Genomic DNA, 24,492 nt, shown 5'->3' with positions numbered 1-24,492 from the left:
TTTACACGGAAGGCCTGTGCAGGTTCGCTCGGCCGCACCGACAATAGATTCTTCCAATCGATCGACCTTCATCCGCTCCGGAGGACGCGGAGTCCGCGGTCGCGCGTCGCCATCATGACGGTCCCGGTGGTCGCCGCGTCGGTGCCGGATGGGCGGTGAGAAGCGCCGCGGTGCGGGCAGCGGTGTCCTGCGCCCAGCGGCCGGTGGTCAGAACGCCCAGTGCCGCGATGGCCAACCCACAGCAGATCATGATCCACCAGGGGGCGCCGCTGGTCGGGTCGATGGTGGCCGTCCCTGGACCACCCGCGCCGTGGTGTGCGGCCACCGAACCGAAGACGGCGACGCCCAGCGACAGGCCGAGCTGTCGGCTGGTACCGGCGAGGGCCCCCGCGACGCCGGCCTGGGCGAGCGGCATCCCGGAGACGGCGACGTTCGTGGTGGGGGCACTGACCATCCCGAATCCGGCACCGAAGAGCACATACGCGCAGATGACCGGCGCGAGGCCCGAGCCGGTGCCCAGGAAGGAGAGAAGGATGACGCCGCTGGCCGGTATCGCGATCCCGGCGAGGACAAGGGCGGGGCGGGGGCCGTGGCGGGCCACCAGTCGTCCGGAGAACGGCGACGTCGCCGCGGCGATCGCCGCCATCGGGAGCGTGAGCAGGCCGGCGTGCATGGCCGAGTAGCCCCGTACCGCCTGGAGATAGAGGGTGTTCAGAAAGAGGAATCCGCCCATCGTCGCGTAGCCGCAGACCGCGATGGCGGTGGCCCCGCAGAACGGTGCGCTGCGAAAGAACCGCGGATCGAGAAGCGGGTCCGCACGTCGCTTCTCGCACCAGACCAGCCCGGCCAGGGCCAGCGCGGCGACGCCGAACGCGGCGCCCGTCCGCGGGGCGGTCCAGCCGGCGTCCGGCGCCTCGATGATCGCGAACACGAGGGCGACGAAGGTGCTGGCAACGAGCGCCTGACCCGCGGGATCGAAGCGGCGGGCCCGCGGCGCCCTCGACTCGGGCACATACCGGCCGCTGAGCGCCACCGCGAGGACTCCGACCGGCACGTTGATCCAGAAGATCGACCGCCAGCCGACCGTGTCGATCAGGAGTCCGCCGAGCACCGGCCCCAGCGCCAGGCTGAGCCCGACCACCGCGGCCCACAGGCCGATCGCGCGGGCCCGCTCCCGACGATCGGTGAAGGTGTTCGTGATGATCGCCAGGGCGACGGGATTGAGCATGGATCCGCCGACCGCCTGGATCATCCGGAAGACGATCAGCCAGCCGAGTCCGGGCGCGAGGCTGCACAACAGGGATCCCACGGAGAACAGCGTCAGACCGGTCCGGAAAACGCGCCGTCGTCCGAACCGGTCGCCCATCGAGCCGGCAAGGAGTAACAGGCTTGCCAGCACCAGGCTGTAGGCGTCGACCGTCCACTGCAGCCTGGCGTCGGTGGCGTGCAGGTCGCTTCTGATCGACGGCAGGCCGACGTTGAGGATCGTCGCATCCATCGCGACGACGAAGACACTCAGACAGCAGATCCCCAGCACCACCTGCCGCCGGCGGGCAGGCAGGCCGTTCGACGTCACCGGGTCAGGACCATGTGTCGTTTCCACGCCGGGTGGCCGCGACGTCGATGTCATCGGCGCTCCTCATCCGTGCGGCGGCTACGGTCGCAGGCCGATCAGTCGCCGGGTCAGCCGCTCGTAGGCCGGCCAGGGAAGCAGGGCGTGCAGCGCGAGCTTGATCCAGGCGTCGGTGCCGACCGGATGGCGCAGGCGCTGACGCGGCCGGGCGGCGAGGGCCGCGACCAGTTCCGCGACCTCGTCGGGGTCGCGCAGGTGATGGGCGATGTAGTCGCGGTAGAACGCGCGCAGCCGGACAAAGTCGTCCGCATAGGGCGACTCGACGGGGACGGGCGCGTGCAGCAGCGGCGTGTCGTAGATACGCGTCCGGTAGGAGCCCGGTTCGACCAGCGCGACATCGATGCCCGAATGTCGCAGTTCCAGGCGTAGCGTCTCGGCGTACCCCTCGAGGGCGAACTTCGAGGCGCAGTAGACGCCGAGCAGTGGCGTCGGCGCCCGCCCGCCGACGCTGGAGACCATCACCACCCGGCCCCGCCCCTGTGCCCGCATCGTGGGCAGAACGGCGTTGGTCACCGCGACCTGGCCGAACAGGTTGGTCTCGAACACCGATCGCCACTGCGCGAGCGGTGCCTCCTCGACGAAGTTCGGCGGCGCCGTCCCCGCGTTGTTGACCAGTACGTCGATACGGCCGGTCGCGGCCAGGACGGCGGCGACGGCCTCGTCGATCGTCCGCTGGTCGGTCACGTCCAGCCGAAGCACCGTGACGTGCTCGTCGGTGACCTCGTCGAGCACGGCGCGGCGGCTCAGGTCGCGCAGGGTGGCGACGACGTGGAACCCCCGCCGGACCAGCGCCGGGACACAGCGCACGCCGATGCCGCTCGAACACCCGGTGACCAGGGCGACCGGCCGAGATGTCGGCCGGGTGACGGGCCGAGCGGCCGTCCCGGCCAGAGACGGGGAATCCGGTGACTGGGAATCCATGATGCCCCTCGTTCGGGCCGGCCCGCGGCGGGCCGGGCGGTGTCAGAAGCCGTGGATCGTCCGGAGTTCGGCCAGCGTGTCGACGAAGCCGTCGAGCTGCTCGTCGGACAGCCGATCGTTCACGAGCAGGCGGATGACCGCCTCGTTCTTCCGGACCGCCGGATAGACGAAGATCGGCACCAGGTAGCCGCGCTCGAGAAAGTCCCGACGCACCCGTACGGCCGTTTCGTTGGAACCGATGGCTATCGAGGTGACGAAGGTCGGCGTGGGATTGATGGAGCACCCGATCGCGGCCAGGCGTCCGCGCAGCCGGTCGATCCGGTCGAGATAGCGCTCCATCAGCGACGGGTCGCGGCGCATCCGCTCGAGCACGTACGTGACGGCCTGGGCGGTCGGCGGCTGGATGTTCGTCGTGAAAATCGACGTGCCCGACAGGAAACGGAAGGCGTCAATGGCGTCCGCCGGCCCGGCGATGGCGCCGCCAGAAAGTCCGACGGCCTTTCCGAACGACACCATCCGGAAGGTGGCACGGCGTAGCGCCTCGTATTCTTCGGCGAACCGGTGGCCTCCGTTTCCGTAGGCCATGAAGCCGTTGGCGTCGTCGACGAAACTGATCGCCCCGAACTCCTCGCAGGCATCCAGGATCGCACCCACCGGGGCCATCGAGCCGTCGGACGAGTAGACCGTCTCGAAGCCGACCACGACCTGCCGGTCGCCAAGCTCGGCCAGCAGAGTTCGCAGCGCCGCGACGTCGTTGTGCGGGAAGGCAAACAGGTTGCGCCCGTACCTGAACCCGTCGGCGGCCTTCCACACGCTCCAGTGGCTGTCCCGGTCGAGCACCAGGACCATGTCGGCGTTGTTCACCCCGGGTTCGCCGGCGAACGAGAACCGGGCCCTCATCGCGTGGACGAAACCGAGGTTGGCCAACAGACCGGTGGCGAAGGTGAGCGCCCTGTCCTGGCCGGTGAGCTCGGCCACGAGCGTCTCGAGCTCCAGGTGCGGCCGGGACAGGCCCTGGACCAGCCGCGAACCGCCGACGACCAGGCCGTACTCGGCCGCCGCGGTGGCGAAGACCCGGCGGACCTCCGGGTCGTGCTGCCAGCCCAGGATGCCGATGCCGGCGAAGTTGACCACCGGGCGGCCGTCGACGCTGATGACCGCGTCGTTGACCCCGTCCAGCTCAGGGGTGTCGATGAACTCGCCGGTCTGGCGGGTTCGCGCGACCCACTCGGAGAAGCCCCAGCGAGACAGTGCCGTGTCCGTCGTTCCCGAGGGCGCCGTCGTGGTCATCGGGATCTCCTCGGTTCGGTGTGGTGGGCGGTCAGAGCAGAGTCGCGAGGCGGGCGTCGGTCTGTTCGGCGGTGACGCCGAACTCGGCCAGGTCGTAACGGTGCGACCGCAGTCGGTCGTCCTCGGCGAGTACCTCGGCCATGGCGGCGCGGGCGGGCTCGGGCACCGGGCGGCCGAGGCGGGCGTAGATCCCGGCGACGACATCGTGGGGGTCGGCGGTGAACTCGTCGAACTCCACGTCGTGGAAGTGGGCCTGGTCGTGGCGGGCACGGTCCGCCGCGAAGCGGGTCAGGGCGCGCTCGGCCAGCTCCAGCAGGGCCGGGCCGATGGCGTCGCCGTGGAAACTGGTGGACTTGCCCGCCGCGAGCCTGCTCACCATGCTGCAGGCCGAGCCGAGCACGGTGCTGGCCGGGCGGCGGTGGGTGTGCACGATCAGCGCGTCCGGATAGGTGGCCAGCAGGGCGTCCAGGCACAGCAGATGGCCGGAGTACTTGAGCACCCAGGTCCGACCGGGCGTGGGCAGCCCGATCAGCTGCAGGTTGCGCCGATGACGCGCGTAGGCGGCGGTCCAGTCCTGCTTCACCAGCCAGTTCGAGTAGGTCGGCACGTGCCCGGTGAACTCGAAGAAGGCCGACAGCATCGACTGACGGGTCAGCAGCCAGCATTCCTCGACCTTCGCCGCGTCCCGGTTGTGAATGCCGAGATAGCCCGGGTTCCGCTCCAGGAATCCGTGGATCGCCCCCTGGACGAGCTGGAAGATCGGGTCGTTCGGCCAGGTCGGAAGCGGCGGGCGGGGCTGCGGGGCCGCACCCAGCCACAGTTCCAGGCCCTGGTGGGCCGGATCGGCGGTCAGCAGCCGGTGCAACGTGGTCGTGCCCGTGCGGGGCATGCCGACGATGAACACCGGCCGCTCGACCGGAACCTCGGCGTACTCCGGATAGCGTTGCCAGCCGGCCTCGCTGAACAGCCGGGCCACCAGAATGTCGCGCAACTCGTCGCGGGCCATCGCGACGCCGAGCGGAGTAAGGTCGGCCTCGTCCTGGTAGGCGGCCAGGATGACATCAAGCCCCTCATGATAGTCGGGTGGGCCGAAATCGGTGAGCCCGGTCAGGGCCGTGGCGGCGGCGTGAATGTCACTGACTGTTCCGATCGTGTCCACTTCGGACGCTCCCGTTATTCACCGGTGGCCGTTCCTCGAAAAGCGACGATCAGTCACGGACCATGTTCGCAGGCGCCGAGAATGCAGGCAACCGGCGCGCCGAACCGATTTGCAGCCACGATGGACCAATCCACTGTGCTCACCTGTCACCGGACGGACCGGCGCGTCGCTGTATTCTCCGGGATCCGGTGTCGGCTCACTCAGGGTGGCCGGTATACGCAGCCAAAACCCACGGCAGGACGTTGCCGCCTGGGGCTCGAACCACCGAATCGGGCATCTGAACTGCCCGTCTGTCGATGCGTCGGCCGTGAACATCGACAGCTCACGTTATCCGACCGGGTCGGATGGATCATGACTGATCGCCGCACCGGCCCTGACCAGGAGGTCGATGCCATTTACCTGTTTTCGATCTTAGTAATTCTGGTTGATCACGCGGCGCGTGGGCGAGTGAGGGGAGCCGGAACGTGGCGGGGCCGGGTGGCAGATCGAGGCGGGCTCGTTGTGCTTCCTGCTGCGGAGGCTGTTGTCCCGGGACCGTTTGACGACGCGACCGGCCGCGGTGTCAGGGGTGTCAGAGAAGGGCGGGCTTGCGCAGGGCCGCCGCGATGCGCTCGCGGTGCTTCGCGGCGAACGTGTCCTGGTCGTTGGCCTGGGGGAACGGCTCGTCGGGGACCGCGACGCCGAGGAACTCGCACAGCGGCTCCCAGCCCTGCGCGACGTCGAGGACCAGCAGGCGTTCGGCCGGGATCTCGCGTTGCACCGCGGCGAGATGCTCGGCGAAGACCGCGAGGGTGTGCTCCCGGTCGGCGAAACGGCCCTCGAACGCGCCGTCCCATACGATCCGCTTCATCATCGTGATGACCCGCAGCGCTTCCTCGTTTATTCCGACCGGAGTAGTGGAAATAGCGCGGAACAGCGTGTTCCGTACGCTGTCGTACCACTTCTCGGGGTCGCGGACGGTCAGGATGACCCGCGCCGACGGGTAGTGGGCGGCAAGTTCCCGCCAGAACCTCGCCCCCGGCCAGTCGACCGTCGAGCGGTACCCCTCATACAGAGAGTCCCAGGTCACGGGCCCGCCGTCGGCGGCCCGGGTCCAGTCAGAAATGGTGTCGCGGTGCGCGAGGACCTCGTCCATGTGATGGCAGGGACCGTACCCGAGCCTTTCCAACGCCGCTTTGAGCGAAAGAGTCCCGGTGCGGCCGAAACCAGCGCCGATCACGTCGAGCAATGCTTCTCCTCGGTAGACGGAGAAATCAACGTAACCGGCTTCCCATTGGCTTTCCAGAGGGAATGGTGGCCATGAGTGGCCAGACGGAGATTACAACGAGACCACAGGCTGACACCTGCCACTGGCGCGAACGACGCCCATCGTTGGGGCGGTGTCGGGTATAAGCCGGCGGCCAGCAGGGCGATCGCTGCCGCCACAGGCGAAATGCCCGCGCTCGCGGGGAGCGGGTCGCCGCTGCTGACGATGCGCACCGGCCAGTGCCCAGCCGCGACGAGCGCGGGCAGCCACACCGGGCACGGCACCGCCGGGCCGCCAGCTCGGCCCGGCGGCTGTGTCAGCCGCCGGGCCGAGCGCGGGGCCCTGGCCTGTTGTGGAGCGTTACTTCTGCGGGTCTGTCCTACGTCTGGTCAGGGCTTCGTGGCCAGCGCGGGCGTGGGGGACGGCTCGGGAGTCGGGGCCGGGCTCGGGGCCGGCACCGGAGCCGAGGTTCCAGCAGAGGTCCAGGTGATCGTGACCTCTCCGTTGCCGCCGTTGACGCTGCCGGAGTTGACCCCGCTTGTCAGAGCCGGGTTCACGATGCTCGACGCGGCGAACGAACTCCCACCAGCGCCTCCACCACCGGCGCCACCATAGCCGCCGAAGGTGCCGCCACCACCGGCGCCACCACCCCCGCCGAAGTAGCCGCCACCCGCGCCACCACCGGCGCCACCACCGGACGTGGTCGCGTTCGGGTCCGCGCAGGCCGGGGTGCGTGTCCCGGTGCAGGGCAGGTTCCCGGCCCCGCCGGTCCCGCCGGTCCCGGAAGTGCCGTCAGTACCGTCGCCGCCGCAGCGCGGATCGGTCGACGGGTCACTCACCGGGGGGTTTCCCGCACCATGACGGCACGCGTTCAGCCCTCCGGTGCCGGCGACGGTCTGGGTGCCGGCCTTGCCCGGGACTCCGGCGTTGCCACCGTCCACGAGCGCCCCACCGTCGGCACCGGCGTCGCCCCCGGCCCCGCCGAGCGCGTTGCCCTGACCGCCGACACCGCCGGCACCGCCGCCACCGCCGGCGACCAGCACCCGGGTGGACAGCTGACAGGCACGTGCGGCACACCCTGCCGTGGCCAGACGGACGTCGGAGGAGCCACCACCACCGGAGCCGTTACCGCCGTTGAACGCGGTTCCACCGTTCGCGCCGGCGGCGTCACCGGACCCACCTGGCACGCCGACGTTGGATCCACCGAACCCGCCGAGTGCTCCCGATCCGCCGGACGGGCCGTTACTCATTCCGCCCGAGCGTGATGCCCCGGTTCCATCAGCGCCCTTACCCGCCACGTCCACCTGCAGGACCTGGCCACCGGTCAGACCCGTCAGGGTGCCGGATGCCCGGCCACCGCTGCCGCCGGGACGCCCGGTGATGTCCCCCGCCGGGGACGGGTGTGCCGCGTCACCAGCGATGAAGTAATGCCCACCCTGGGCGCCGGTCACCGTGATCTCGACCGAGCCCACACCTGCGGGCACGGTGAAGGTGTCCGATCCGACCGTGTGATAGGTGCAGGTCATCGTCGTCGTACCGGACTGTGCACCGGTGCTTCCACACACCGGCCCGGCTGGTGGTGCGGTCCGTGCCGGGGCGATCGCGATCCCCACCGGTCGGTCACCGACGGAGACGGGGCTCCCAGGGGTGTTGGTGGCCACGTCGATCGGCGTCACCGAGTTGCTGTCGCGGTTGACCGCGTAGGCGGCCACGCCGTCCGGTGTCACCGCGATGGCGAACGGCTCGACGCCCCCCGTCGCAACAGTGGCGCCGGGGGTGTTGGTGGCCACGTCGATCGGCGTCACCACGTTGTCGCGCTCGTTGGTGACGTACACGGTCTTTCCATCGGGCGTGATCGCGATGCCGACCGGGCGGTCACTGACCGGAATGGGTTTTCCGGGAGTGTTGGTGGCCACGTCGATCGGCGTCACCGTGGCACTGGCAGCGTTGGCGTTGTCGGTGACGTACACCGTCTTTCCGTCGGGTGTGATCACAACCCACTGCGGGTTGTTCCCGGCGGGGATCGGCGTGCCAGCGGTGTTGGTGGCCACGTCGATCGGCGTCACCGTGTTGCTTGCCGCGTTGGCGACGTAGGCGGTCCGACCATCGGGCGTGATCACGATGCCGTGCGCATCGTCACCCACCGGAATACGGGCGCCGGGAGTGCCCGTGGCGACGTCGATCGGCGTCACGTCATCGCTGGCGTTGTCCACGACGTAGGCGGTCCTGCCATTGGGAGTCACGGCGACCCCGAACGGGAACTGGCCGACCGGGATCGGAGTGCCGGGCGTGTTGGTGGCCACATCAATGGGCGTCACCGTGTTGTCGGCCCGGTTCGTCACATAGACGGTTTTGCCGTCGGGCGTGACCGTAAGCCCCCGGGGGCTCGCTCCGACCGGGATCGGGGCGCCCGCAGTATTGGTGGTCACGTCAATCGGGGTCACCGTGTTACCGAAGTTGTTGATCACATATGCGGTGGCCGGGGCCGGCTTCGTGCCAGGGCCCTGCGTCGGCCCCGATGTCGGAGTCGCGGTCGGCGAGGTCGACGATGTCGGCGACGCAGAGGGACTGGTCGACGGCGTGGGGCTGGGCGACGCGGAGGTACCCCAGGAGATGGTGACCTGGCCGTTCCCGTTGTTGATGGTCCCGGTGTTGACACCGGTGGTCAGAACAGCGGAGGTCACTGCGGCGGACGTGAAGGAGCTGCCCCCACCGCCACCGGCACCCGCGCCACCACCACCGATGCTGGTGCCACCACCGCCCGAGCCGCCACCGCCACCGAAGTACCCGCCGCCGCCACCACCACCGGCGCCACCGCCCGAATCCGTGTCATCAGGGTTGCGGCAGGGCGGGTTGTGCTCACCGAGGCAGGCCTGGTTTCCCACCCCTCCGACGCCGCCCTTACCGACGGCGCCATCCGTGCCGTCACCGCCGAAGCGCGGATCGTTGGGATCGGGGGGAGGCGGCGTCGCATGCCGTCCGGGGTTGAGGCCCGCGGCCCCGCCCACGGTCTGGCTGCCACCGGCCCCAGGCGCCCCCGGATGGCCACCATCGACGAGGGCACCACCCGAAGCGCCGGAAGCACCGCCACCGGCGCCGCCCCCGCCGGGCAGCGCGTAGCCCTGACCCCCGGTGCCGCCACCGCCGCCGCCGCCCGCGCCGACCAGCGCCCGATCCGCCAGACCACACGTCAGTGCCGCGCAGCCAGCAGTAGCGATCCGCACATCCGAGGAGCCGCCGCCGCCGGAGCCGTTGCCACCGTTGTTACTCGCGGTTCCACCAGCGGATCCGCCGGCGTCGCCCTTACCGCCGGCCACACCACCGTTGGAGCCGCCGAACCCTCCCCCGGCGCCCTGCCCGCCGGACGGCCCGTTGTTCTTTCCACCCGAGCGGCTGGCGGCAGTGCCGTCAGCGCCCTTACCGGCGACATCGACCTGCAGTACCCGGCCCGACGGCAGACCCGTGACCGTGCCGGATGCCTGGCCGCCGCCCCCACCGGCGCGGCCGGTGATATCCCCCACCGGCGAGCCGCCATGCGCGGCGTCACCGGCGACGAAATAGTGGCCACCCTGGGCGCCGACCGCCGTGATCTGAACCCACCGTGCACCTGTGGGCATCGTGAAGGTATCCGACCCGACCGTGTTGTAGGTACACGTCGTCCCGCTGAGGACACCCGACTTCCCACACGGCGACGGCGAAGCGGGCTCGCAGCCGGCCAGTCCCAGACTGAGCACCATGCCGAGCACCGAACCAGACCACGCGACGACATGACGATGTCGCAGGACGTTGCGCCCCCGCCGACAGCGTGTTCGCGAATCAAACAAACCTGCCACGTTCAAGCACCCTCTTAGCTATGCACCCCGAAACAAGACTCCAGGGCCCAGAATTGTTTTTTTCCAGATCCGTCGACGAACGCGACGAAAACGCGCGACCTGCCGGCTCCGTCCAGCCGGGTATGCACACGGTGCGGTCCGATCGGTGCACCGCGTTCCTCGCTGGGACATCGTCGGTCCGACACGGCGTCGGTCCGACACGGCGCTGGTCCAACACGGCGCTGGTCCGACACGGCGCCGGCTGCCCGGCGCGGAGCCGTTTCAGGTCGTCGGACGAGCCCTTTCCACGGCTACGGAACCGCGGGTGCCCTCAGGCGACAACGTTTCGGGCGGGCCGTGCTTCGGTGCCGGGCCCGCCCGCGGACCACGAGGTCGGGTGTGTCCTCAGACGCCGTCGTTGGCGCACAGCGCCCAGGCGTCGGAGTAGGTGCTCGGTGAGCTCATGCCCCCCGTGTGGGTGAAGGCAGTCCAGTACGCCGCCGCGGTGGTCCCGTCGCTGACCGGATTACCGCTCGAGTCGCTGGGGAAGCTTCCGTTGAGGTGGTCGCCGCCCGAGCCCGGTCCGGCGAAGTCGGTCGTGGTCACGCTGCCTCCGCTGATGGCGGCACCCCCGCTGATCAGTTTCCCGTCCCCGCTGGGGCAGTTGACCGTCACCTTCTGGCCCGTGCTTCCCGTGGTCGGACCACTCGCCTCGCTGTAGTGCACCTTCACGGTGACACCACTGATGTTGATGCCGCTTCCGCTGCAGATCGCGTAGGCATAGGTCTCGGTGGTGCTGTTGGTGCCGTTGGCCCACCCGACCGCGGTCCAGGAGTCGGGATTGGTCTCGCCGTCGGCCGCGGCCTTCAGACCGAAGTCATGCGCCGAGTTGTTGAAGGTCGGAAAACTGGCGATCGGCTTGACGTCACCGGCGCTGGCCGGAGTGGCCCGCGCACCGCCGCCGAGCAGGATCGTGTTCGCCGGGCAGGTGGCCGTGACCCGACCCACCGTCGTCGCCGTGGTGGGTGCGTTGACCTTGTTCATGACCACCTGGGTGTGATTGATCAGAGTGCTGGTGAAGCACACCGCGAAGGGGGTCGTGGAGAAGGAGCTGGAAGCCTGGCCACCACTTCCACCGATCCCGAGCCAGTGGGTCACGTCGGTGCCGACGACCCCGGTGGAACCGGTGTACTCGGAGGTACCGTTCGAGCTGGGCGAGGTACCCATCACATGGTTGCCGTTGCCGGTACCGGTGGCCTGGTTGATTCCACCACCGGAGATCAGGCCGCTACTGCAGTCCGCGTGGGTCGAGATCTCGGAGTTCGCGGTCGAGGGGCCGCTGGTAGCCCCGGGTGTCTTCACCGTGACGGCCACGGTGTTGGCGTAGGCCGCAGTCGGTATGGCCACGGCCAGCGCGGCACCCAGGATGAGGCCGGTTCCCGCTGTGCGCGCACGCACGAACAGATGTGCTCTCACGTCAACCTTAGCGTCAGGGGTGTGATGCGGGCAGATGCGCCCATGCACACCAGAAGAACCATGTCCGAGGGGGAAACGCAGGTTGTGCGACGCTGCACAAGGTCCGCAGATGCGGCCGCATCAGCGCTTATCAAGCCGCATCCACGTCGAACTTTTAGTCCTTACGCCGCTCCGTGTCAAGAAGGACCAGGAGCCGGAACCATTCTCGATCATGCGGTCGGACCGTCTCGGATGTCCGCGCGCCCGGTTGAACAGTCGCCCGGCGGAGATCGCCACGAACGCGACAGGGCCGGCCATGGACCCGGTTGTGATGATCGCGGTCATTGTGTCGCGACAAAAGAGACCGTACGTTTAGAAAACGTGGGAGATATTGGGTTCGAGTTGGCAAACTCTGGCACGCCGCCACACACGGCCACGGCACCCGCCGGGACACCGTCGTCCGCCGGCTCGAACCACAGGGCGCCCGCCCCAGGAACATCACCTGACGAATCGAACACGTGGTTCGCATACCGGGCGGTTCCTGACGCACCGGTTCGTCGCCTCTACCGGCCGCATCGGCTCGCGGCAGTTCTCGCAGGCCCTCGGCGGTGAGCAGATGCTCGGGCACGACGGTGGCTGTGCCGGCCCGGGCCAGGTCGACCAACGCCGCCCCGGCGATCTCAGGCGTCAGAAGCACGCCCGCCAGAACATCATCCACCGTGGTGCGGTGGTTCGTCACCGCACCGAAGGGTCCGCATCCCCGGGCACCGGTTGAGTCCCCCTGTCAGGAGGAAGCCGGAGCGGGCGGCGCAGTACTCGTGTTCGGTGATCTCCACGACGGGGCGGCCACGATCGGGCAGGGAGCAGGCGACCTCGAGCAGCTTCTCGACGACCGCGCCGGAGGAGGCGCTGATCGCGAGCGTCACGTCGTCGGGAAGATCGGACAGGGCCGGCAGGGCATTGTGGATCGCGGCCATCTCCAGGTTGGCGCCCAGGCCGACGACCCTGGCGGCCGCGAACCAGTCCTCGGTGTTGCAGGCCCGGCCGTCGCAGAAAGGGGGAAACGTGACAGCGCCGCCACGCCGACCACGGCGCCGGTCGCCAACCGGATGATCACCGGAAAGCAATCTTCGGACCGCCGTCATCGACGACCTCGCAGACCGCCCGTGACACCCGGCCCCGCGCCTCCCACACGCGTTTCAGGTCGATGACCGCGTCGCGCAGGAACTCGGCCGCGAGGACCACGAATGTGTGATCGCGGTCGTGCGGCCAGGGGTTCGGGTGGTTGGGCGAGGCAGCCGAGCTGCCCATAAGGCTGACCGTCGGCGTCCGGCGTGCGTGTCGTGACGTAGGAGCCGATCCCAAGCTCCTCGGTGATCCGCACTATCGCCTCGGGGACATGACGGGCCCTTCGGGCCGCTCAGCGGCGCGGCGTTCCGGTCCGGCTCAGTGCCGTTGTCGACGATCCCGCACAGGCCCCCGCCATACCCGCCTCGGGTTCGAAGTCCCGGCGGACATCCCGCTCGCCGCCCGATCGCACCCGCCGGCCCCCACCGCCATATCCGGGCGACGAGTGCCCCGGCCTGGATCCGGGCCGGGGCACTCATGGTCGCCGGTCAGCCGGCCGTCGGCACCGCCGTGGTCTCCTCGACGACGGCGAACAGGCCACCCTCAACATCGCGCCAGTCGCTGACGGAGCGGACGCCGAGGGTCGCGAGCAGCTTGTCGGCGGCCTCGCTGAGGGCGGGGAGGCCGGCGGCGTCGAGGCGGCCGACGATGGTGCCCTCCGTGTCAGCCTCACCACGGATGATCCGGACATCGAGGGTGTCAGCGTCGACGAACGCGTAGGTGTTCGTGTCGGTCAAGGGAGCCTCCTTGGGACAGGGAAGAGATCGGTTTGATTCGTGCGAGGAAAATCCTTACGCAGCCCCGTGGACCCGAGTCACGCGCCTCCCGGGGTGTCAGGCCGCACGGGCATATGGTGTGTCGTGGTCATCCCGCGAGGCCAATCCCACACCGATGGCGGCCAAATCCCGCCTAACCGCAGCTGCGGATGCCCTCCGCGGTAGATGTCATGTGGTGCCACTCCGCGGCCGGATGATGTGCGGGCCAGCGCGGTTGGGAACTGCCGGTCCGTGCTTCCGAGGTCCCGCCGGCGGGGTCCAGGCCAGCCCGGTCGACGACGAAGGTCCGCGCGGTGTCGACGCCGCCGTCTCCAGCTCGGACGACGGCGAGGCGCCCGGCCTCCGCGCACCGTCGGACCAGCGCCGGGACACTCGGGCGTGGATCCCAGGCGCCGGTGCGTACGGCAGTCGCTCACGAACTGGATGGGCGACGCCGGCACTCTCCCGCGCGTTCACGGGCAGTACCTCTTCCACATCACCCTTTCTGACGTCGTCCGGCCGAGTGGACGAGTGACCGGCAAGCACCTCGACCAGAACGGCGATAGCGTCGGCGGAATCGAGACTGGGTAACCAACCAGCACGGACGGTACGTCATGCCGGGCACGGCTACCGTCACACTTGCGCGCAGGCCATGAGAGGTGCGAGATGGGCAAAATTGTTGTCGGCGTCGATGGAAGTGACACGGCGAGCAAAGCCGCGGCCAGAGCGGCGGCGCTCGCCTTCGCCCTCGGGCATGAGCTGATCGTCGTGAGTGCCTTCAGCTCAACCGACCGGTTGCAGGTGGGCCGGCCCGGCGATGAACTCGACCTGTCCGCGAGCGATGCCGCACTGAAGATGGCCGAACAGGCGATCGAAGATCTCCCGGCCGACCTCGCCGGCCTGACGGCCACTGCTCGCTCGGAGTTCGGCAAGCCGGCCGACGTGCTCGTCAGTGTCGCCGAGGAGCTCGGGGCGAGCATCATCGTGGTCGGCAACAAACGCGTCCAAGGCGTCACCCGAGTCCTGGGCAGCATCGCAGCGGACGTCGCCCATCACGCCCCCTGCGACATCCTCATCGCGCACACCCACTGAGGAGGCTGTGCGATATGCCCACCGGGTCGGCGCCGCCAGCGAGTTCGTAGTGGCCACGGCGGATGTTGTGGACGAAGGCGTGCCCTGCGCTGATTGTCTGGACGAAGCGCAGCCGTTTCAGGCCGCGCATGGGCCGGAGCCGGGCTTTCAGGCGGCCGTGATCGGTTTCGATCCGGTTGTTCTTCCGCGCGGCGTCGACGTGGCAGGCCTCGGGAGTAGCTCGTCGAGGAGTCCTGGGTAGCCAGGGGCCCTGTCGGTGGTGGCCTCGGCCGGCCGGCGCCCGCTCGACTCCACGCCCGCCGCTTGCCGGTGGCTATCCGCCGACCGAGGCCCGCACCCGTCACCAGCTCGGACGAGGCACCTGATGTCCACGCACCGTCGGATCAGTGCCGGGGCGCTCAGGCCCGGAGTCCGTCTGGCCTAGGAAAGCGTCGCCAGCGCGGTCCGCAGCTCGTCGAACGCCTGCCGAGCCGTATCGGTGAACGACGCCGGACCGGCCGGATCGGCCCACCGCTCGTACGCTTCGAAAAACGCGCGGACGCAGAGGTCGGCGGCGAGCCCGGCGGCGGGATCCGGTACCCCCCGCTCGTGCAGCGCGTCGGTCACCGACTGGGCCAGCGCGACCCGCTTGAACACGGCGCGCTCCCGCAGCTCGCTGTTGGCATCCATGATCGCCCGGACCCGGGTGCTGAACTCGCGCCGATCGTCACCGAACCAGCCGGTGAGCGCGTCGAGGGCGGACGCCACCATCTCCAGCGGCGTGGCCGAATCGGGCGCGGCGGCGATCGCGTCGGCAAGCACCTGGCGATGCACGTCCTGACCGGCGAAGAGCACCTCACGCTTATCGGCGAAGTGCCGGAAGAACGTCGTCCTGGTCAGCCCGCCAGCCCGCTCGGCGATCTGGCTGACCGTCGTCGCGTCATACCCCTGCTCGGTGAAGAGGTCGACGGCGGCCTCCACCAGTCGCATTCGCGCGTTCGGCGCCCACCGAGCCATGCGGCCAGTGTAGTGATGTTACCGAGTCGCATCACCATGCTAGTGTGATGTGACTCGGTAACATCAATCAGCTGAGGAGCAGTGCTCATGCGTGTCTTCGTCACCGGCGCCGCCGGCCACATCGGCTCGGCCGTCGTCACCGAACTGATCCAGGGCGGCCACAACGTCGTGGGCCTGGCCCGATCCGACGCGTCAGCGGCGACCGTCGAGGCGCTTGGCGCCGACGTCCACCGGGGCGACCTCCGCCAACCGGCCGGTCTGGTCGACGCCGCCCGCGCCGCCGACGCGATCGTGCACCTCGCGTTCGACCACACCTCGGTGATGGCCGGCGACTTCCAGGGGGCGGTCACTACCGACCTCGGCGTCATCAAGGTGTTCGGCGAGGCGCTGGCCGGCACCGGCAAGACACTCGTCGGCATCGGTGTACGGCCCACGGGCGACCCGGTGGTGAACGCGAACCCGCGCTCGGCAGTCACCCGCGAGATCAACAAGCTGACCGAGCGTGGCGTACGCACCATCCTCGTGGCGGTCCCACCGGTTACCCACAGCGACCAGGATCGGCACGGCTTCGTCCCGCAGCTGATCAAGATCGCTCGCGACACCGGCGTGTCCGGCTACGCCGGCGACGGCGACAACCGCTGGCCGGCCGGGCACACACTGGACGTCGCCCGGCTGTACCGGCTGGCATTGGAGAAGGCCCCGGCCGGCGCGTTCCTCGTGGCGGCGGCGGAGGCTGGTGTGCCGGTGCGCGAGATCGCCGAGGCCATCGGGCAGGGGCTGGGCGTACCGGCGCAGAGCGTACCGGCCGAGCACTTCGCGTCACGGTTCGCCTTCATCGCGATGAACATGACGATGGACAACGCCGAGACCCGCCGACTGCTGGGCTGGGAGCCGACCGGGCCAGCGCTGCTGGAAGATCTCCAGCAGGGCCATTACTTCGACAGTCGGTCCATGTGCGGATAGCGGTGGCCGGTCGGCCGCACGAACGTCTCTCCTTGATCGTGCGCGGCGACACCCAGCGCAGTGGGTTGCGCGCCGAGCCGGCCCTGTCGTTGGTGCCGCTGGCCCGGGCCCCCCGAACGGCTGCTGGCCGACGACCGCATCCGTGGACTTGTCGTTGACGTAGAAGTTGCCGGCGGCGAAGCGCAGCACGTGCGACGCCCAGTCGGTCGCCCGGCGGTCGGTGGCGAAGATCGAGCCGGTCAGCGACCTGGAACGGTGGCCTCAGCCCCCGGGACGCTCCAGTCGGCTCGACCCTGCAAGGTCTGGCCTACGGTCGACATCGCCGCCAGGTTTGGTCATATTTCTGGTCATGACGACGTTGCCGTTGGGTGAGGTGAAGTCGCACCTGTCCGAACTCGTCGGCCGCGTGCACGACCATCATGAGCGGGTGACCGTCACTGTCCACGGCCATCCGTCGGCCGTGCTCGTGGCCGTCGAGGACCTCAAACAGCTTGAGGAGACACTCGCGATCCTCAGCGATCCGGCCACGATGCGCCGGCTCGCGCAGTCCGACGCGGAGCTCGCACGCGGCGAAGAGGTCACCGTGGACGAGCTGGCCGAGACGATGCGGCGCCGACGCGGCACCGCATGACCGGATCGGCCGGGCCCTACACCCTGCGGACCACGCCGACGGTCCGCCGCGCACTCGGCGAGCCCCTGTCGGAACCGGTCGCCACGGCCGCGTACGAGTTCATCGCCGGCCCGCTTCTCGACGCCCCCTATCGAGTCGGCAAACGGCTGATGCCGCCGCTCGACGACCGGTTCAGTGCCCGGCGCGGAACCTACCGGATCATCTACCGCGTCGACGACAAGACCATGGACGTGACCGTCGTCGATATCGACCACCGCCGGGACGTGTACCACCGCTGAACGATGACAGGTACGGCCTGAGGTTCGATCAACCTTGCCGAATCGTACGACGAGAACGCCATGGAGCGTCTCCGCCCGCGAACGAGGAGAACTGGTGCTGGTGCGGTTCAGCGGAGCCCGCCGTTCCGCGGCCGTCGATCGGTCATGATCGAATGATGCGTCGACGTCGTGCCTGTCCACCGCTTCTGGCGTCGGAGTTCGCCGGGTTCCGGTTTCCACCCGGGGTGATCCTCCTGCCGGTGCGGTGATACCTGCGGTTCTCGTTGTCGTACCGGGATGTCGAGGAGCTGCTCGCCGAACGCGGCCTCGAGGTCGATCACGTCACGATCTACCGGTGGGTGCAGCGCTTCACACCCCGGCTGGCAGAGAGGCGGCCCGGCCGTGCCGGCACCGGCCCGGCGGGAGGTGGTTCGTCGACGAAACCTACGTCAAGGTCTCCGGCCGGTGGACCCGTCTCTACCGGGCCGTCGACCAGCACGGACAGGTCATCGACCTCCTGGCCAGCGCACGACGCGACCAGGCCGCCGCCCGGCGATTCTTCGTCCGAGCACTGACGCATGAACGCCGCCCGGTCGAGGTCACGACCGACAAGGCCGCGGTCTACCCGCGGGTCCTCGACGAGCTCCTGCCCGAGGCCTGCCACGTCGACGCCGCCCGAGAGAACAACCGCCTTGAAGCCGACCATGGCCGGTGGAAAGCACGGCTCCGGCCGATGCGCGGGCTGTAACGCCTGCGGTGCGTCCAGACCGTCAGCGCCGGACACGCCCTGGTGCAGAACATCCGCCGCGGCCACGACGAACTCGCGATCGACACCGACCCGGAGCTGAGGCTGGCAGCCGCGTTCGCCGAACTCGCCGCAGCCGTCTGACCAGCAGACGCTCCGGCCGCTGGCATGCCCAGCTTCCCCGTAACGCAACAGTGCCATGCTCGATGACCGCGGGCACCAAAACATCATCTAAAGAATCGAACGGATGTTCCATGTACCTGGTGATTCCAGAGGGACGGCGCGCCCGCCCACCGTGATCGTGCGTGGGGGCCGGTCGGGTTGGCCGCTTTCAGCCGATGACGAGCCGTTCTCCACCGAAGTCCGCGATGATCTCCAGGTGTCCCCCGAGCGCTGTGACGTAGGCGGCCAGGGTGCGCAGCTCACTGGCATCGACGTTGGCCCGCTCGATGGCGGAGACACGTTCCTGCCGAACGTGCATGCGATCGGCGACGTCGGCCTGGGTGAGACCCAGACGCCGGCGCATCTCGGCGAGCCGATGGGCGCGGTTCTCCGCCACGAGCCGCCCCGCTCCCGCCTCGACCTCGCGGCGGTCGCCTTCCTCGGGGAAGAACTCTTTCAGGAAGCCGTCTCTGTCATACCCGTGGGCGGTGCTCATGCGTCACGCTCCTTGAGATGGAGGGCGTAGCGGGCTTCGGCCAGCGGGATCGCCCTGTCATACCAGGCCGACCACTGCCCGGCCTTGTCTCCGGCGACGAGCAGGACCGCGCGGCGCTCGGGATCGAAGACGAACAGGATCCGGACCTCGCTGGCGCCACTCGAGGCGGGCCTGAGCTCCTTGAGGTTGTGCAGGCGTGAGCCCTTGATCCGGTCGACAAGCGGCCGCCCCAGACTCGGACCCTCGTCGAGAAGAGCGGTCACGGCCTGACCGACGAGGATCGCAGTGTTCCGGTCCGTTCGACGTAGGTCATGCAGCCACTCCCGGACCTCGCTGACGATCTCGAGGCGGTAGGTCACGACATCCCCTTCGGGGCCTAGGGTTCAGTACCTGAGTGTACTGCTATCCCGCTGATGCGCAGGCCAGTCGCGGTGCTCCAGTCTCCCTCGGGCCGCTCTGCCGGCGACGAGTCGACCAGGCCGCGACACAGGCTGATCGGCCTCATGGCGGGTGGACCACGATGAGCTCACCCCAAGGTGCACATGTCCTTCACTGGATCGAAGGGAGTGTCCCGTGGCCGAATCGTCTTCGTTGGACCGGCCGGCACTGCTCGTCATCGATGTCTAGAACGACTTCAGTCTTGGATCCTCACCGCATGCCGTTCCCGGGACCGACGCACTGGTGCCGACCATTGCCCGGGTCGTGTCGGGGTTCCGGGCGGTCGGGCTGCCCGTCGTTCACGCCGTTCGTCTCTACCTTGCGGACGGCTCCAACGCGGACCGGTGAACCGCCCCGGGTCCGGTGGAGACCGGTCCGTTTGAGACGATCGAGTCGTGCTGTGACCTGATCAGTGGCCGGAGGGTGCGGCGAGTTCGTCGCGGACTGCTCGTGGCTGGCGGCCGAGGAGTTCGGTGACCAGTGGGTCGGTGCCGGCAAAGTAGCCGCTCTGCGCCGCCTGGTACATGCCGAGGGTGAATCGTGCGACGGGTTCGGGTTGCCCGGCTTCGACCTGCCTGGCCACCCAGGTGTCCGAGTCGAGGAGCCGCAGGTGGATGGTGCGGCCGACGACCTCGCTGGCGATCTCGGCGATCTCGGTGAAGGTGGGTGCCGCGTTGGAGGTCAGCGTCACCGGCCCGTCATAGGTGCCGTCGGAGGTGATGATGACGGCGGCAGCCTCGGCTGCGTCGGCACGCGCGGTCCAGGACACGGGCCCGTCGCCCGGGATGCAGATGACGCCGGTCTCGCGCCATGGTCCGAGCAGCCAGGCGAGGCTGTGCATGTAGAAGCCGTTGCGCAGGCCGGTCCAGGGCACGCCCGAGTCGGCGAGCGCCTGTTCGGTGAGCGCGTGGTCGCGGCCGGGGCCGAACGGGCTGTCGGGGTGGGCGCCTTGGTGGCTTGTGTACAGGATGCGGCCGACACCGACCGCGGCCGCGGCATCGATCGCCGCGCGGTGCAGTGACACCGCGTCGGCCGTGGGGTCGTTGGACGACACGAGGAGCAGTTGGTCGGCGCCGTCGAAGGCGGCGGGCAGCGAGTCGGGGCGTGCGTAGTCGCCCTTGCGTACCTGCACCCCGTTGTCGGCGAATCTCTGCGCCCTGGCCGGGTCTCGTGTGACGACGGCGAGCTCGCTGGCGGGGAGGCGGGCGAGGAGGTGGTCGGCGGTGGCGCCGTTGAGTGCGCCCGTGGCTCCGGTGACGACGATCAGCATGATCCTTCCGTCGTACTCGCGGTATCATCGATATCGGAGAAACGGTATCAGCGATTTATCGTTGATAGCAAGTTCGAGATATCGTTGATTTCATGGTCGAGGTCGGACGAGATCGCATGGACACCCGCAGCCGCGTCGTCGAGGTCGCGGCCCGCCTGCTCCGCGAGAGTGGACCGGCGGCCGTCACCACGCGCGGCGTCGCCGAGGCCGCGGGCGTCCAGGCCCCGGCGATCTATCGGCTCTTCGGTGACAAGGACGGTCTGATCGAGGCGGTCGCCGAACACGTCATGACCAGCTACGTCGCCGGCAAGGCCGCCGTCGTGCAGAGCGCCCGGGCCGCCGGTGTCGATCCGCTGGAGGATCTGCGGGCCGGCTGGGATGCCCAAATCGCCTTCGGCCTCGCCAACCCCAGCCTGTTCTGGCTGCTCGGTGACCCTGATCGCGTCCGAGGATCGGCAGCGGCCCGCGCCGGACGCGACGTCCTCGCCGCGCGCGTCCGGCGCGTCGCGGCCACCGGCCGGCTAAAGGTCAGCGAGCGGCGCGCCGGCGACCTCATCGTGGCGGCCGCCGTCGGCGCCATCCAGACACTGCTCGCGACCACCGCGGACGAACGCGACCCCGGACTTGCCGCCGCCCTGTACGACGCGGTCCTGGCGCAGATTCTCACGGATCCGATCTCCGCAGACCAGCAATCCGAACTCAGCGTGATGGTCGCGTTCCGGGCCGTCGCGCCCACGATCGACGCCCTCAGCGCCGCCGAACGCCAACTCGTCGTCGAGTGGCTGGACCGCGCCATTGCCGCGCGCGAGAGATGACCGCCGCCTGCGCACCCTGACGGGCACACCGAGACCGCCAGCCCGCTGGAGCGACGACCAGCGGCGAAGGGAGCCGCCCCGCCGGGGTGGACCGGTGTCAGCGCGGCGAAGAGGCTGCCAGGTTACGTTTCCGCTGACACCGTCGTGACGGTCGGTGCGCGCACCGGTGTGTTGGGCGGTCAGCCGGCTAACGACGACATGTCTGCGCAGTGATCGGTCCCGGCGCCCGCACCTGCGACGCTGATCACTGGCCGCGCAGCATCGGGTAGTGGTTCGCATGGTGGTCAGTGAGCCATTCCCGGCAACGACTTGTGACGTTCGGTGACCGTTACGGAGTGTGAGTGTCCCTGGGGCTGGGACGACGAAGGCGCGGGGCTCCGATAGGAAGGTTGCTCCGACCAAAGATCAACCCCAGGGAACCCCGCGCTTCGATGAGTTTCACATACACCGCCGAGCTGCCCCTCGGCGATCGAGATCCGCGCGTGCTGGCCCGACGTGCCGTAGCGGTCCGTCACGGGCTTCCGCAACATCGCCGTTCACGCATATTTCGAGGTCGACTGGTCGATTGTGTGGCGCATCGCCACGACCGCGCTGCGCGAGCTCCAGGAACAACTGATGGTGCTCCTCAAGGCCGAGTTCCCGCTCGTCGCCAGCCAACTCGACCAGCCGCACTGACCACGATCACGGTTGCGTGGCGGCCCGGAAGTGCCCGGACCGCCAGGTGTTCGGAACGCTTGTTCTACTCGGTAGACGATGTACCGGTCGGCGCGGTCATCGAGCATCGTCCCTGTTCAGGGCACGTGTGGCGACCGGCCGGACAGCGATTTCAGGGCTAACCACCATGATCGAACGGTTCGGATGCTGGTACACGGGGTCCACCAGTCGAGCCTTGGGTGGGTGTCGTATGCCGCTTGACCTGGGTGTTCGGTGGTTTTCGTGCCAGAATTACCGATCTCCGTAATGGTGGCGTCACGTTCACGAGGTGTCGACCGGCGCTGATCAAGATTGACGATGAAGGTCCTGAGTGTCGATGGACGGGTCGTTGGCGGCCCCGCATCGCGTACCTCCGGCTCGCGAGCGGCCCGGGGCGACGACGACGAGGTCTGTGGCTCCGGGCGAGGACGGACGCTCGGTGGCGGGTCTCCCTCCAGGGCAGTTCCAGCCAGATGCCGCGCCACCCATATGAGCCAGTCGAGGAGCGGTGTTGGTGAACGAGGGGTCGAGCTGTCCTCAGCACGGCACGACGGGGAGCTTCCCAGCGGCGAACTGACCCGGCGTCACCCGCATGACGTGGTGAAAATCCGCGGTCATGTGGGACTGGTCGTAGTAGCCGGCGTCGCTGGCCAGGCGGCCCCACGGCTGGTGACCGGTACGCTCGAGGACCGCGCGAATCCGGTTGAGACGGGCGAACTGCTTGGGCGGGAGTCCGACGGTCTGCGCGAAGAGGCTACGCAGATGCCTTTCGCTGACACCGACCTGGCGGGCTACGTCGCTGACAGTTGCCGGTGCGCCGCTGTTGCCGGTCGAGAGCTTGACAGCTGCCGCCTGAACCAGGGTGGCTCGCGAATACCCATCCGGCTCGGCGTCCCTGACCCGCGAGTCCAGCGTTGCCATCAGGACCGCCGCGGCGCGCGCCGGGTCGTCGCCGATCCCCGCCAGCTTGTCCGTGAGCTGGTCGGCTGACCTGTCCCACAGCTCGTGGAGGGGCAGGGCTCGGTCGACCAGGTCGCGCGCGGCGATCCCGAACACCGTCGGCACGAAGCCGATGGTGATCCGCACCTGGATGCACAGAGGGATGGCCTTGCTCGGGTGGTAGGCGGCCCGGGTGCGGGGCCCGAGGACTCGCAGGGCGCCGTCGCCGTCCTCCGTTCGCCGCCACACGAGGGTGGTTGCCGGATCGGGAGCGTGAATAAACGGGTATGGGTCAACCTCGCTGGAATAGGTCGCGACGCTCACCCGCCCGACCCACGGGCGGGCAGCCTCAGACACGGGCAGCCGCCTATCCACCATGACCACAGTAGTCGCTGGGGACGGGGCTTCTCGCAGGTCAACTCCTGTACCGGTGTGCCGGAATTTCCTAGAAACCGCGGTCCGTCGCCACCACGATGGCCCCATGATCTTGATTACTGGTGCGACCGGCACCGTCGGTCGCGAGGTGCTGCGCCTCCTGGTCGGCCGAGGCGCTCGGATTCGGGCGATGACGCGAGAACCGGCCCGTCTCCGTGTTCCTGATGGCACGCTGATCGATGTCGTGCAGGCCGACTTCGAACGCGCTGACTCGCTCCACAGCGCGGTCGCCGGTGTTGAAAGCGTCTTCCTGCTGACCACGCCAGGTTCTGGCGGTTCGGTCGCTGATCATGACCTGGCCATGATCGAAGCGGCCCGTGCCTACGGCGTCCGGAAGGTGGTCAAGCTGTCCGCCATCGGCGGGAAGGCAGATGACGCCGACGATCTGCCCTCGCCCAGGCACCGTGCCGGCGAACAGGCGCTGGTCGCCAGCGGGCTGACCTGGTCCGCGCTGCGGCCCAGCGCGTTCGCCTCCAACACGCTGTCCTGGGCGGACGCGATCCGAGCCGGCAACCCGGTTCCCAACATGACCGGGACGGGCGCCCAGGGCGTTGTCGATCCCCGCGACGTGGCGGCGGTCGCGGTCGAGGCCCTGCTGACCGACGAGCACGACGGCGCGACCCACACCCTGACCGGCCCCGAGCTTCTCAGCGTTCCCGACCAGGTCGCCCAGCTCGCCGCCGAGCTCGGACGAACCATCACAACGGTTGACGTGCCTCCCCATGCGGTCCGCCAGCAGCTGGTCCACGCCGGATTCGATCCGTCCATCGCGGACTCCGCCGTCGACGGCTACCAGCTCGTCCGGGACGGCGGTAACGCCGTCCTCACCAACGATGTCGAACGCATCCTCGGCCACCCGGCCCACGCGTTCCGCGCCTGGGCTCACCACCACCGCACGGCATTCGGCGCCGATGCGGGACACCCGTAGGGCTCCCGTTATCGCAGAGAAGCGACCACAACGAACTCGGTCCCGCTCCGCGGCCCTTCTCGAACGGGCGATCCGCGTCCGAGCGACAGACGGCCCACATGATCCTCCGCCGGCGGCGGTCGGGCCCTGAACCTCTCGACGCATGACGGTGGAGGGCGACTCCCAGCGCGCCCGAGGCCCGTGCCGTCTCCGGTCAGCACCGCCAGCCGAGCGCGCGGGACGACGGATCATCC

General features: G+C 69.2%; 21 protein-coding genes and 4 pseudogenes. 8 read left to right on the top strand and 17 right to left on the bottom strand.

Annotated elements, in window-relative coordinates:
- Positions 1-112 precede the first annotated feature (112 nt).
- From ND747_RS23595 to ND747_RS23550, 10 genes are all read right to left on the bottom strand, one after another.
- A complete protein-coding gene (locus tag ND747_RS23595; RefSeq protein WP_251736376.1) occupies positions 113-1,630 on the bottom strand; it encodes an MFS transporter in 1,518 nt (505 codons plus the stop codon).
- A 24-nt stretch (positions 1,631-1,654) separates the two neighbouring features.
- The gene (locus tag ND747_RS23590) at positions 1,655-2,554 is read right to left on the bottom strand and encodes an SDR family NAD(P)-dependent oxidoreductase (RefSeq protein WP_251736375.1); all 900 of its coding nucleotides are present in this window, start codon (positions 2,552-2,554) and stop codon (positions 1,655-1,657) included.
- A 42-nt stretch (positions 2,555-2,596) separates the two neighbouring features.
- Entirely contained in the window at positions 2,597-3,844 is a 1,248-nt protein-coding gene (locus tag ND747_RS23585; RefSeq protein WP_251736374.1) for a pyridoxal phosphate-dependent aminotransferase family protein, read from the bottom strand.
- A gap of 31 nt (positions 3,845-3,875) precedes the next feature.
- Positions 3,876-5,003 (bottom strand): sulfotransferase, encoded by a 1,128-nt coding sequence (locus ND747_RS23580; RefSeq protein WP_251736373.1) that lies wholly within the window; start codon positions 5,001-5,003, stop codon positions 3,876-3,878.
- 571 nt (positions 5,004-5,574) lie between these two features.
- Entirely contained in the window at positions 5,575-6,222 is a 648-nt protein-coding gene (locus tag ND747_RS23575; RefSeq protein WP_251736383.1) for a sulfotransferase family protein, read from the bottom strand.
- 416 nt (positions 6,223-6,638) lie between these two features.
- Complete coding sequence (locus ND747_RS23570) at positions 6,639-9,866, bottom strand: beta-propeller fold lactonase family protein (RefSeq protein ID WP_251736372.1); 3,228 nt, start codon at positions 9,864-9,866, stop codon at positions 6,639-6,641.
- 600 nt (positions 9,867-10,466) lie between these two features.
- Complete coding sequence (locus tag ND747_RS23565; RefSeq protein WP_251736371.1) at positions 10,467-11,537, bottom strand: hypothetical protein; 1,071 nt, start codon at positions 11,535-11,537, stop codon at positions 10,467-10,469.
- 689 nt (positions 11,538-12,226) lie between these two features.
- Entirely contained in the window at positions 12,227-12,661 is a 435-nt protein-coding gene (locus ND747_RS23560) for a hypothetical protein (protein WP_251736370.1), read from the bottom strand.
- Positions 12,630-12,827 (bottom strand): hypothetical protein, encoded by a 198-nt coding sequence (locus ND747_RS23555; RefSeq protein ID WP_251736369.1) that lies wholly within the window; start codon positions 12,825-12,827, stop codon positions 12,630-12,632. The genes ND747_RS23560 and ND747_RS23555 overlap by 32 nt, the downstream gene beginning before the upstream one ends.
- 305 nt (positions 12,828-13,132) lie before the next feature.
- Entirely contained in the window at positions 13,133-13,381 is a 249-nt protein-coding gene (locus ND747_RS23550; protein WP_251736368.1) for a hypothetical protein, read from the bottom strand.
- 684 nt (positions 13,382-14,065) lie between these two features.
- Here ND747_RS23550 and ND747_RS23545 point away from each other — a divergent pair.
- A complete protein-coding gene (locus tag ND747_RS23545) occupies positions 14,066-14,491 on the top strand; it encodes a universal stress protein (protein ID WP_251736367.1) in 426 nt (141 codons plus the stop codon).
- Here the strand turns inward: ND747_RS23545 and ND747_RS23540 are convergent.
- Both ND747_RS23540 and ND747_RS23535 read right to left on the bottom strand, forming a co-directional pair.
- Positions 14,472-14,779: pseudogene (locus ND747_RS23540) on the bottom strand (DDE-type integrase/transposase/recombinase); the annotation flags it as partial. The gene ND747_RS23545 and the pseudogene ND747_RS23540 overlap by 20 nt on opposite strands.
- Positions 14,780-14,911: 132 nt before the next feature.
- A complete protein-coding gene (locus ND747_RS23535; RefSeq protein WP_374216308.1) occupies positions 14,912-15,487 on the bottom strand; it encodes a TetR/AcrR family transcriptional regulator in 576 nt (191 codons plus the stop codon).
- 87 nt (positions 15,488-15,574) lie between these two features.
- Between ND747_RS23535 and ND747_RS23530 the strand changes: the two genes are divergently transcribed.
- A complete protein-coding gene (locus ND747_RS23530; protein WP_251736365.1) occupies positions 15,575-16,450 on the top strand; it encodes an SDR family oxidoreductase in 876 nt (291 codons plus the stop codon).
- Here ND747_RS23530 and ND747_RS30235 read toward each other — a convergent pair.
- A pseudogene (locus tag ND747_RS30235) lies at positions 16,420-16,696 on the bottom strand (aldehyde dehydrogenase family protein); the annotation flags it as partial. The gene ND747_RS23530 and the pseudogene ND747_RS30235 sit on opposite strands and share 31 nt — an antisense overlap.
- A gap of 103 nt (positions 16,697-16,799) precedes the next feature.
- Between ND747_RS30235 and ND747_RS23525 the strand changes: the two are divergent.
- From ND747_RS23525 to ND747_RS23515, 3 genes and pseudogenes are all read left to right on the top strand, one after another.
- Positions 16,800-17,081, top strand: coding sequence for a type II toxin-antitoxin system Phd/YefM family antitoxin (locus ND747_RS23525; protein WP_251736364.1), 282 nt, complete (start codon positions 16,800-16,802; stop codon positions 17,079-17,081).
- Positions 17,078-17,359 carry a type II toxin-antitoxin system RelE/ParE family toxin gene (locus ND747_RS23520; RefSeq protein ID WP_251736363.1) on the top strand — a complete coding sequence of 94 codons (282 nt, stop codon included), beginning with the start codon at positions 17,078-17,080 and terminating at the stop codon, positions 17,357-17,359. Before ND747_RS23525 ends, ND747_RS23520 begins: the two co-directional genes overlap by 4 nt.
- A 155-nt stretch (positions 17,360-17,514) precedes the next feature.
- Positions 17,515-18,227, top strand: a pseudogene (locus tag ND747_RS23515) (IS6 family transposase).
- A 187-nt stretch (positions 18,228-18,414) separates the two neighbouring features.
- On the opposite strand, the gene ND747_RS23510 reads toward ND747_RS23515, so the two are convergent.
- The 3 genes from ND747_RS23510 to ND747_RS23500 all read right to left on the bottom strand — a co-directional run bounded on the left by ND747_RS23510 (position 18,415) and on the right by ND747_RS23500 (position 20,446).
- Positions 18,415-18,741 carry an XRE family transcriptional regulator gene (locus ND747_RS23510; protein ID WP_251736362.1) on the bottom strand — a complete coding sequence of 109 codons (327 nt, stop codon included), beginning with the start codon at positions 18,739-18,741 and terminating at the stop codon, positions 18,415-18,417.
- A complete protein-coding gene (locus ND747_RS23505; RefSeq protein ID WP_251736361.1) occupies positions 18,738-19,100 on the bottom strand; it encodes a type II toxin-antitoxin system RelE/ParE family toxin in 363 nt (120 codons plus the stop codon). Before ND747_RS23505 ends, ND747_RS23510 begins: the two co-directional genes overlap by 4 nt.
- Positions 19,101-19,588: 488 nt before the next feature.
- Positions 19,589-20,446 (bottom strand): NAD(P)H-binding protein, encoded by an 858-nt coding sequence (locus ND747_RS23500; protein ID WP_374216309.1) that lies wholly within the window; start codon positions 20,444-20,446, stop codon positions 19,589-19,591.
- 119 nt (positions 20,447-20,565) lie between these two features.
- On the opposite strand from ND747_RS23500, the gene ND747_RS23495 reads away from it, so the two are divergent.
- Complete coding sequence (locus ND747_RS23495; RefSeq protein WP_251736359.1) at positions 20,566-21,264, top strand: TetR/AcrR family transcriptional regulator; 699 nt, start codon at positions 20,566-20,568, stop codon at positions 21,262-21,264.
- A gap of 516 nt (positions 21,265-21,780) precedes the next feature.
- A pseudogene (locus tag ND747_RS29515) lies at positions 21,781-21,939 on the top strand (DUF86 domain-containing protein); the annotation flags it as partial.
- 555 nt (positions 21,940-22,494) lie between these two features.
- Here the strand turns inward: ND747_RS29515 and ND747_RS29905 are convergent.
- A complete protein-coding gene (locus ND747_RS29905) occupies positions 22,495-23,220 on the bottom strand; it encodes a helix-turn-helix transcriptional regulator (protein ID WP_251736358.1) in 726 nt (241 codons plus the stop codon).
- Positions 23,221-23,272: 52 nt separating this feature from the next.
- On the opposite strand from ND747_RS29905, the gene ND747_RS23485 reads away from it, so the two are divergent.
- Positions 23,273-24,259 (top strand): NAD(P)H-binding protein, encoded by a 987-nt coding sequence (locus ND747_RS23485; protein WP_308204680.1) that lies wholly within the window; start codon positions 23,273-23,275, stop codon positions 24,257-24,259.
- The last annotated feature ends 233 nt before the right edge of the window (positions 24,260-24,492 follow it).

The organism is Frankia sp. R82 (assembly GCF_023716925.1).
Classification (GTDB): domain Bacteria; phylum Actinomycetota; class Actinomycetes; order Frankiales; family Frankiaceae; genus Frankia.
Note: the sequence above shows the minus strand (reverse complement) of the source record. Positions and strands in the feature narration are given on the sequence as shown.

What these genes read in the sequence shown, in the direction of transcription:
- ND747_RS23535 (WP_374216308.1), bottom strand. Translation starts at nt 15,487, where the DNA reads ATGGCTCGGTGGGCGCCGAACGCGCGAATGCGACTGGTGGAGGCCGCC.
- ND747_RS23485 (WP_308204680.1), top strand. Translation starts at nt 23,273, where the DNA reads ATGACCACAGTAGTCGCTGGGGACGGGGCTTCTCGCAGGTCAACTCCT.
- ND747_RS23595 (WP_251736376.1), bottom strand. Translation starts at nt 1,630, where the DNA reads ATGACATCGACGTCGCGGCCACCCGGCGTGGAAACGACACATGGTCCT.
- ND747_RS23555 (WP_251736369.1), bottom strand. Translation starts at nt 12,827, where the DNA reads ATGGGCAGCTCGGCTGCCTCGCCCAACCACCCGAACCCCTGGCCGCAC.
- ND747_RS23530 (WP_251736365.1), top strand. Translation starts at nt 15,575, where the DNA reads ATGCGTGTCTTCGTCACCGGCGCCGCCGGCCACATCGGCTCGGCCGTC.
- ND747_RS23525 (WP_251736364.1), top strand. Translation starts at nt 16,800, where the DNA reads ATGACGACGTTGCCGTTGGGTGAGGTGAAGTCGCACCTGTCCGAACTC.
- ND747_RS23520 (WP_251736363.1), top strand. Translation starts at nt 17,078, where the DNA reads ATGACCGGATCGGCCGGGCCCTACACCCTGCGGACCACGCCGACGGTC.
- ND747_RS23570 (WP_251736372.1), bottom strand. Translation starts at nt 9,866, where the DNA reads ATGCCCACAGGTGCACGGTGGGTTCAGATCACGGCGGTCGGCGCCCAG.
- ND747_RS23545 (WP_251736367.1), top strand. Translation starts at nt 14,066, where the DNA reads ATGGGCAAAATTGTTGTCGGCGTCGATGGAAGTGACACGGCGAGCAAA.
- ND747_RS23495 (WP_251736359.1), top strand. Translation starts at nt 20,566, where the DNA reads ATGGACACCCGCAGCCGCGTCGTCGAGGTCGCGGCCCGCCTGCTCCGC.
- ND747_RS23560 (WP_251736370.1), bottom strand. Translation starts at nt 12,661, where the DNA reads ATGACGGCGGTCCGAAGATTGCTTTCCGGTGATCATCCGGTTGGCGAC.
- ND747_RS23585 (WP_251736374.1), bottom strand. Translation starts at nt 3,844, where the DNA reads ATGACCACGACGGCGCCCTCGGGAACGACGGACACGGCACTGTCTCGC.
- ND747_RS23590 (WP_251736375.1), bottom strand. Translation starts at nt 2,554, where the DNA reads ATGGATTCCCAGTCACCGGATTCCCCGTCTCTGGCCGGGACGGCCGCT.
- ND747_RS23510 (WP_251736362.1), bottom strand. Translation starts at nt 18,741, where the DNA reads ATGAGCACCGCCCACGGGTATGACAGAGACGGCTTCCTGAAAGAGTTC.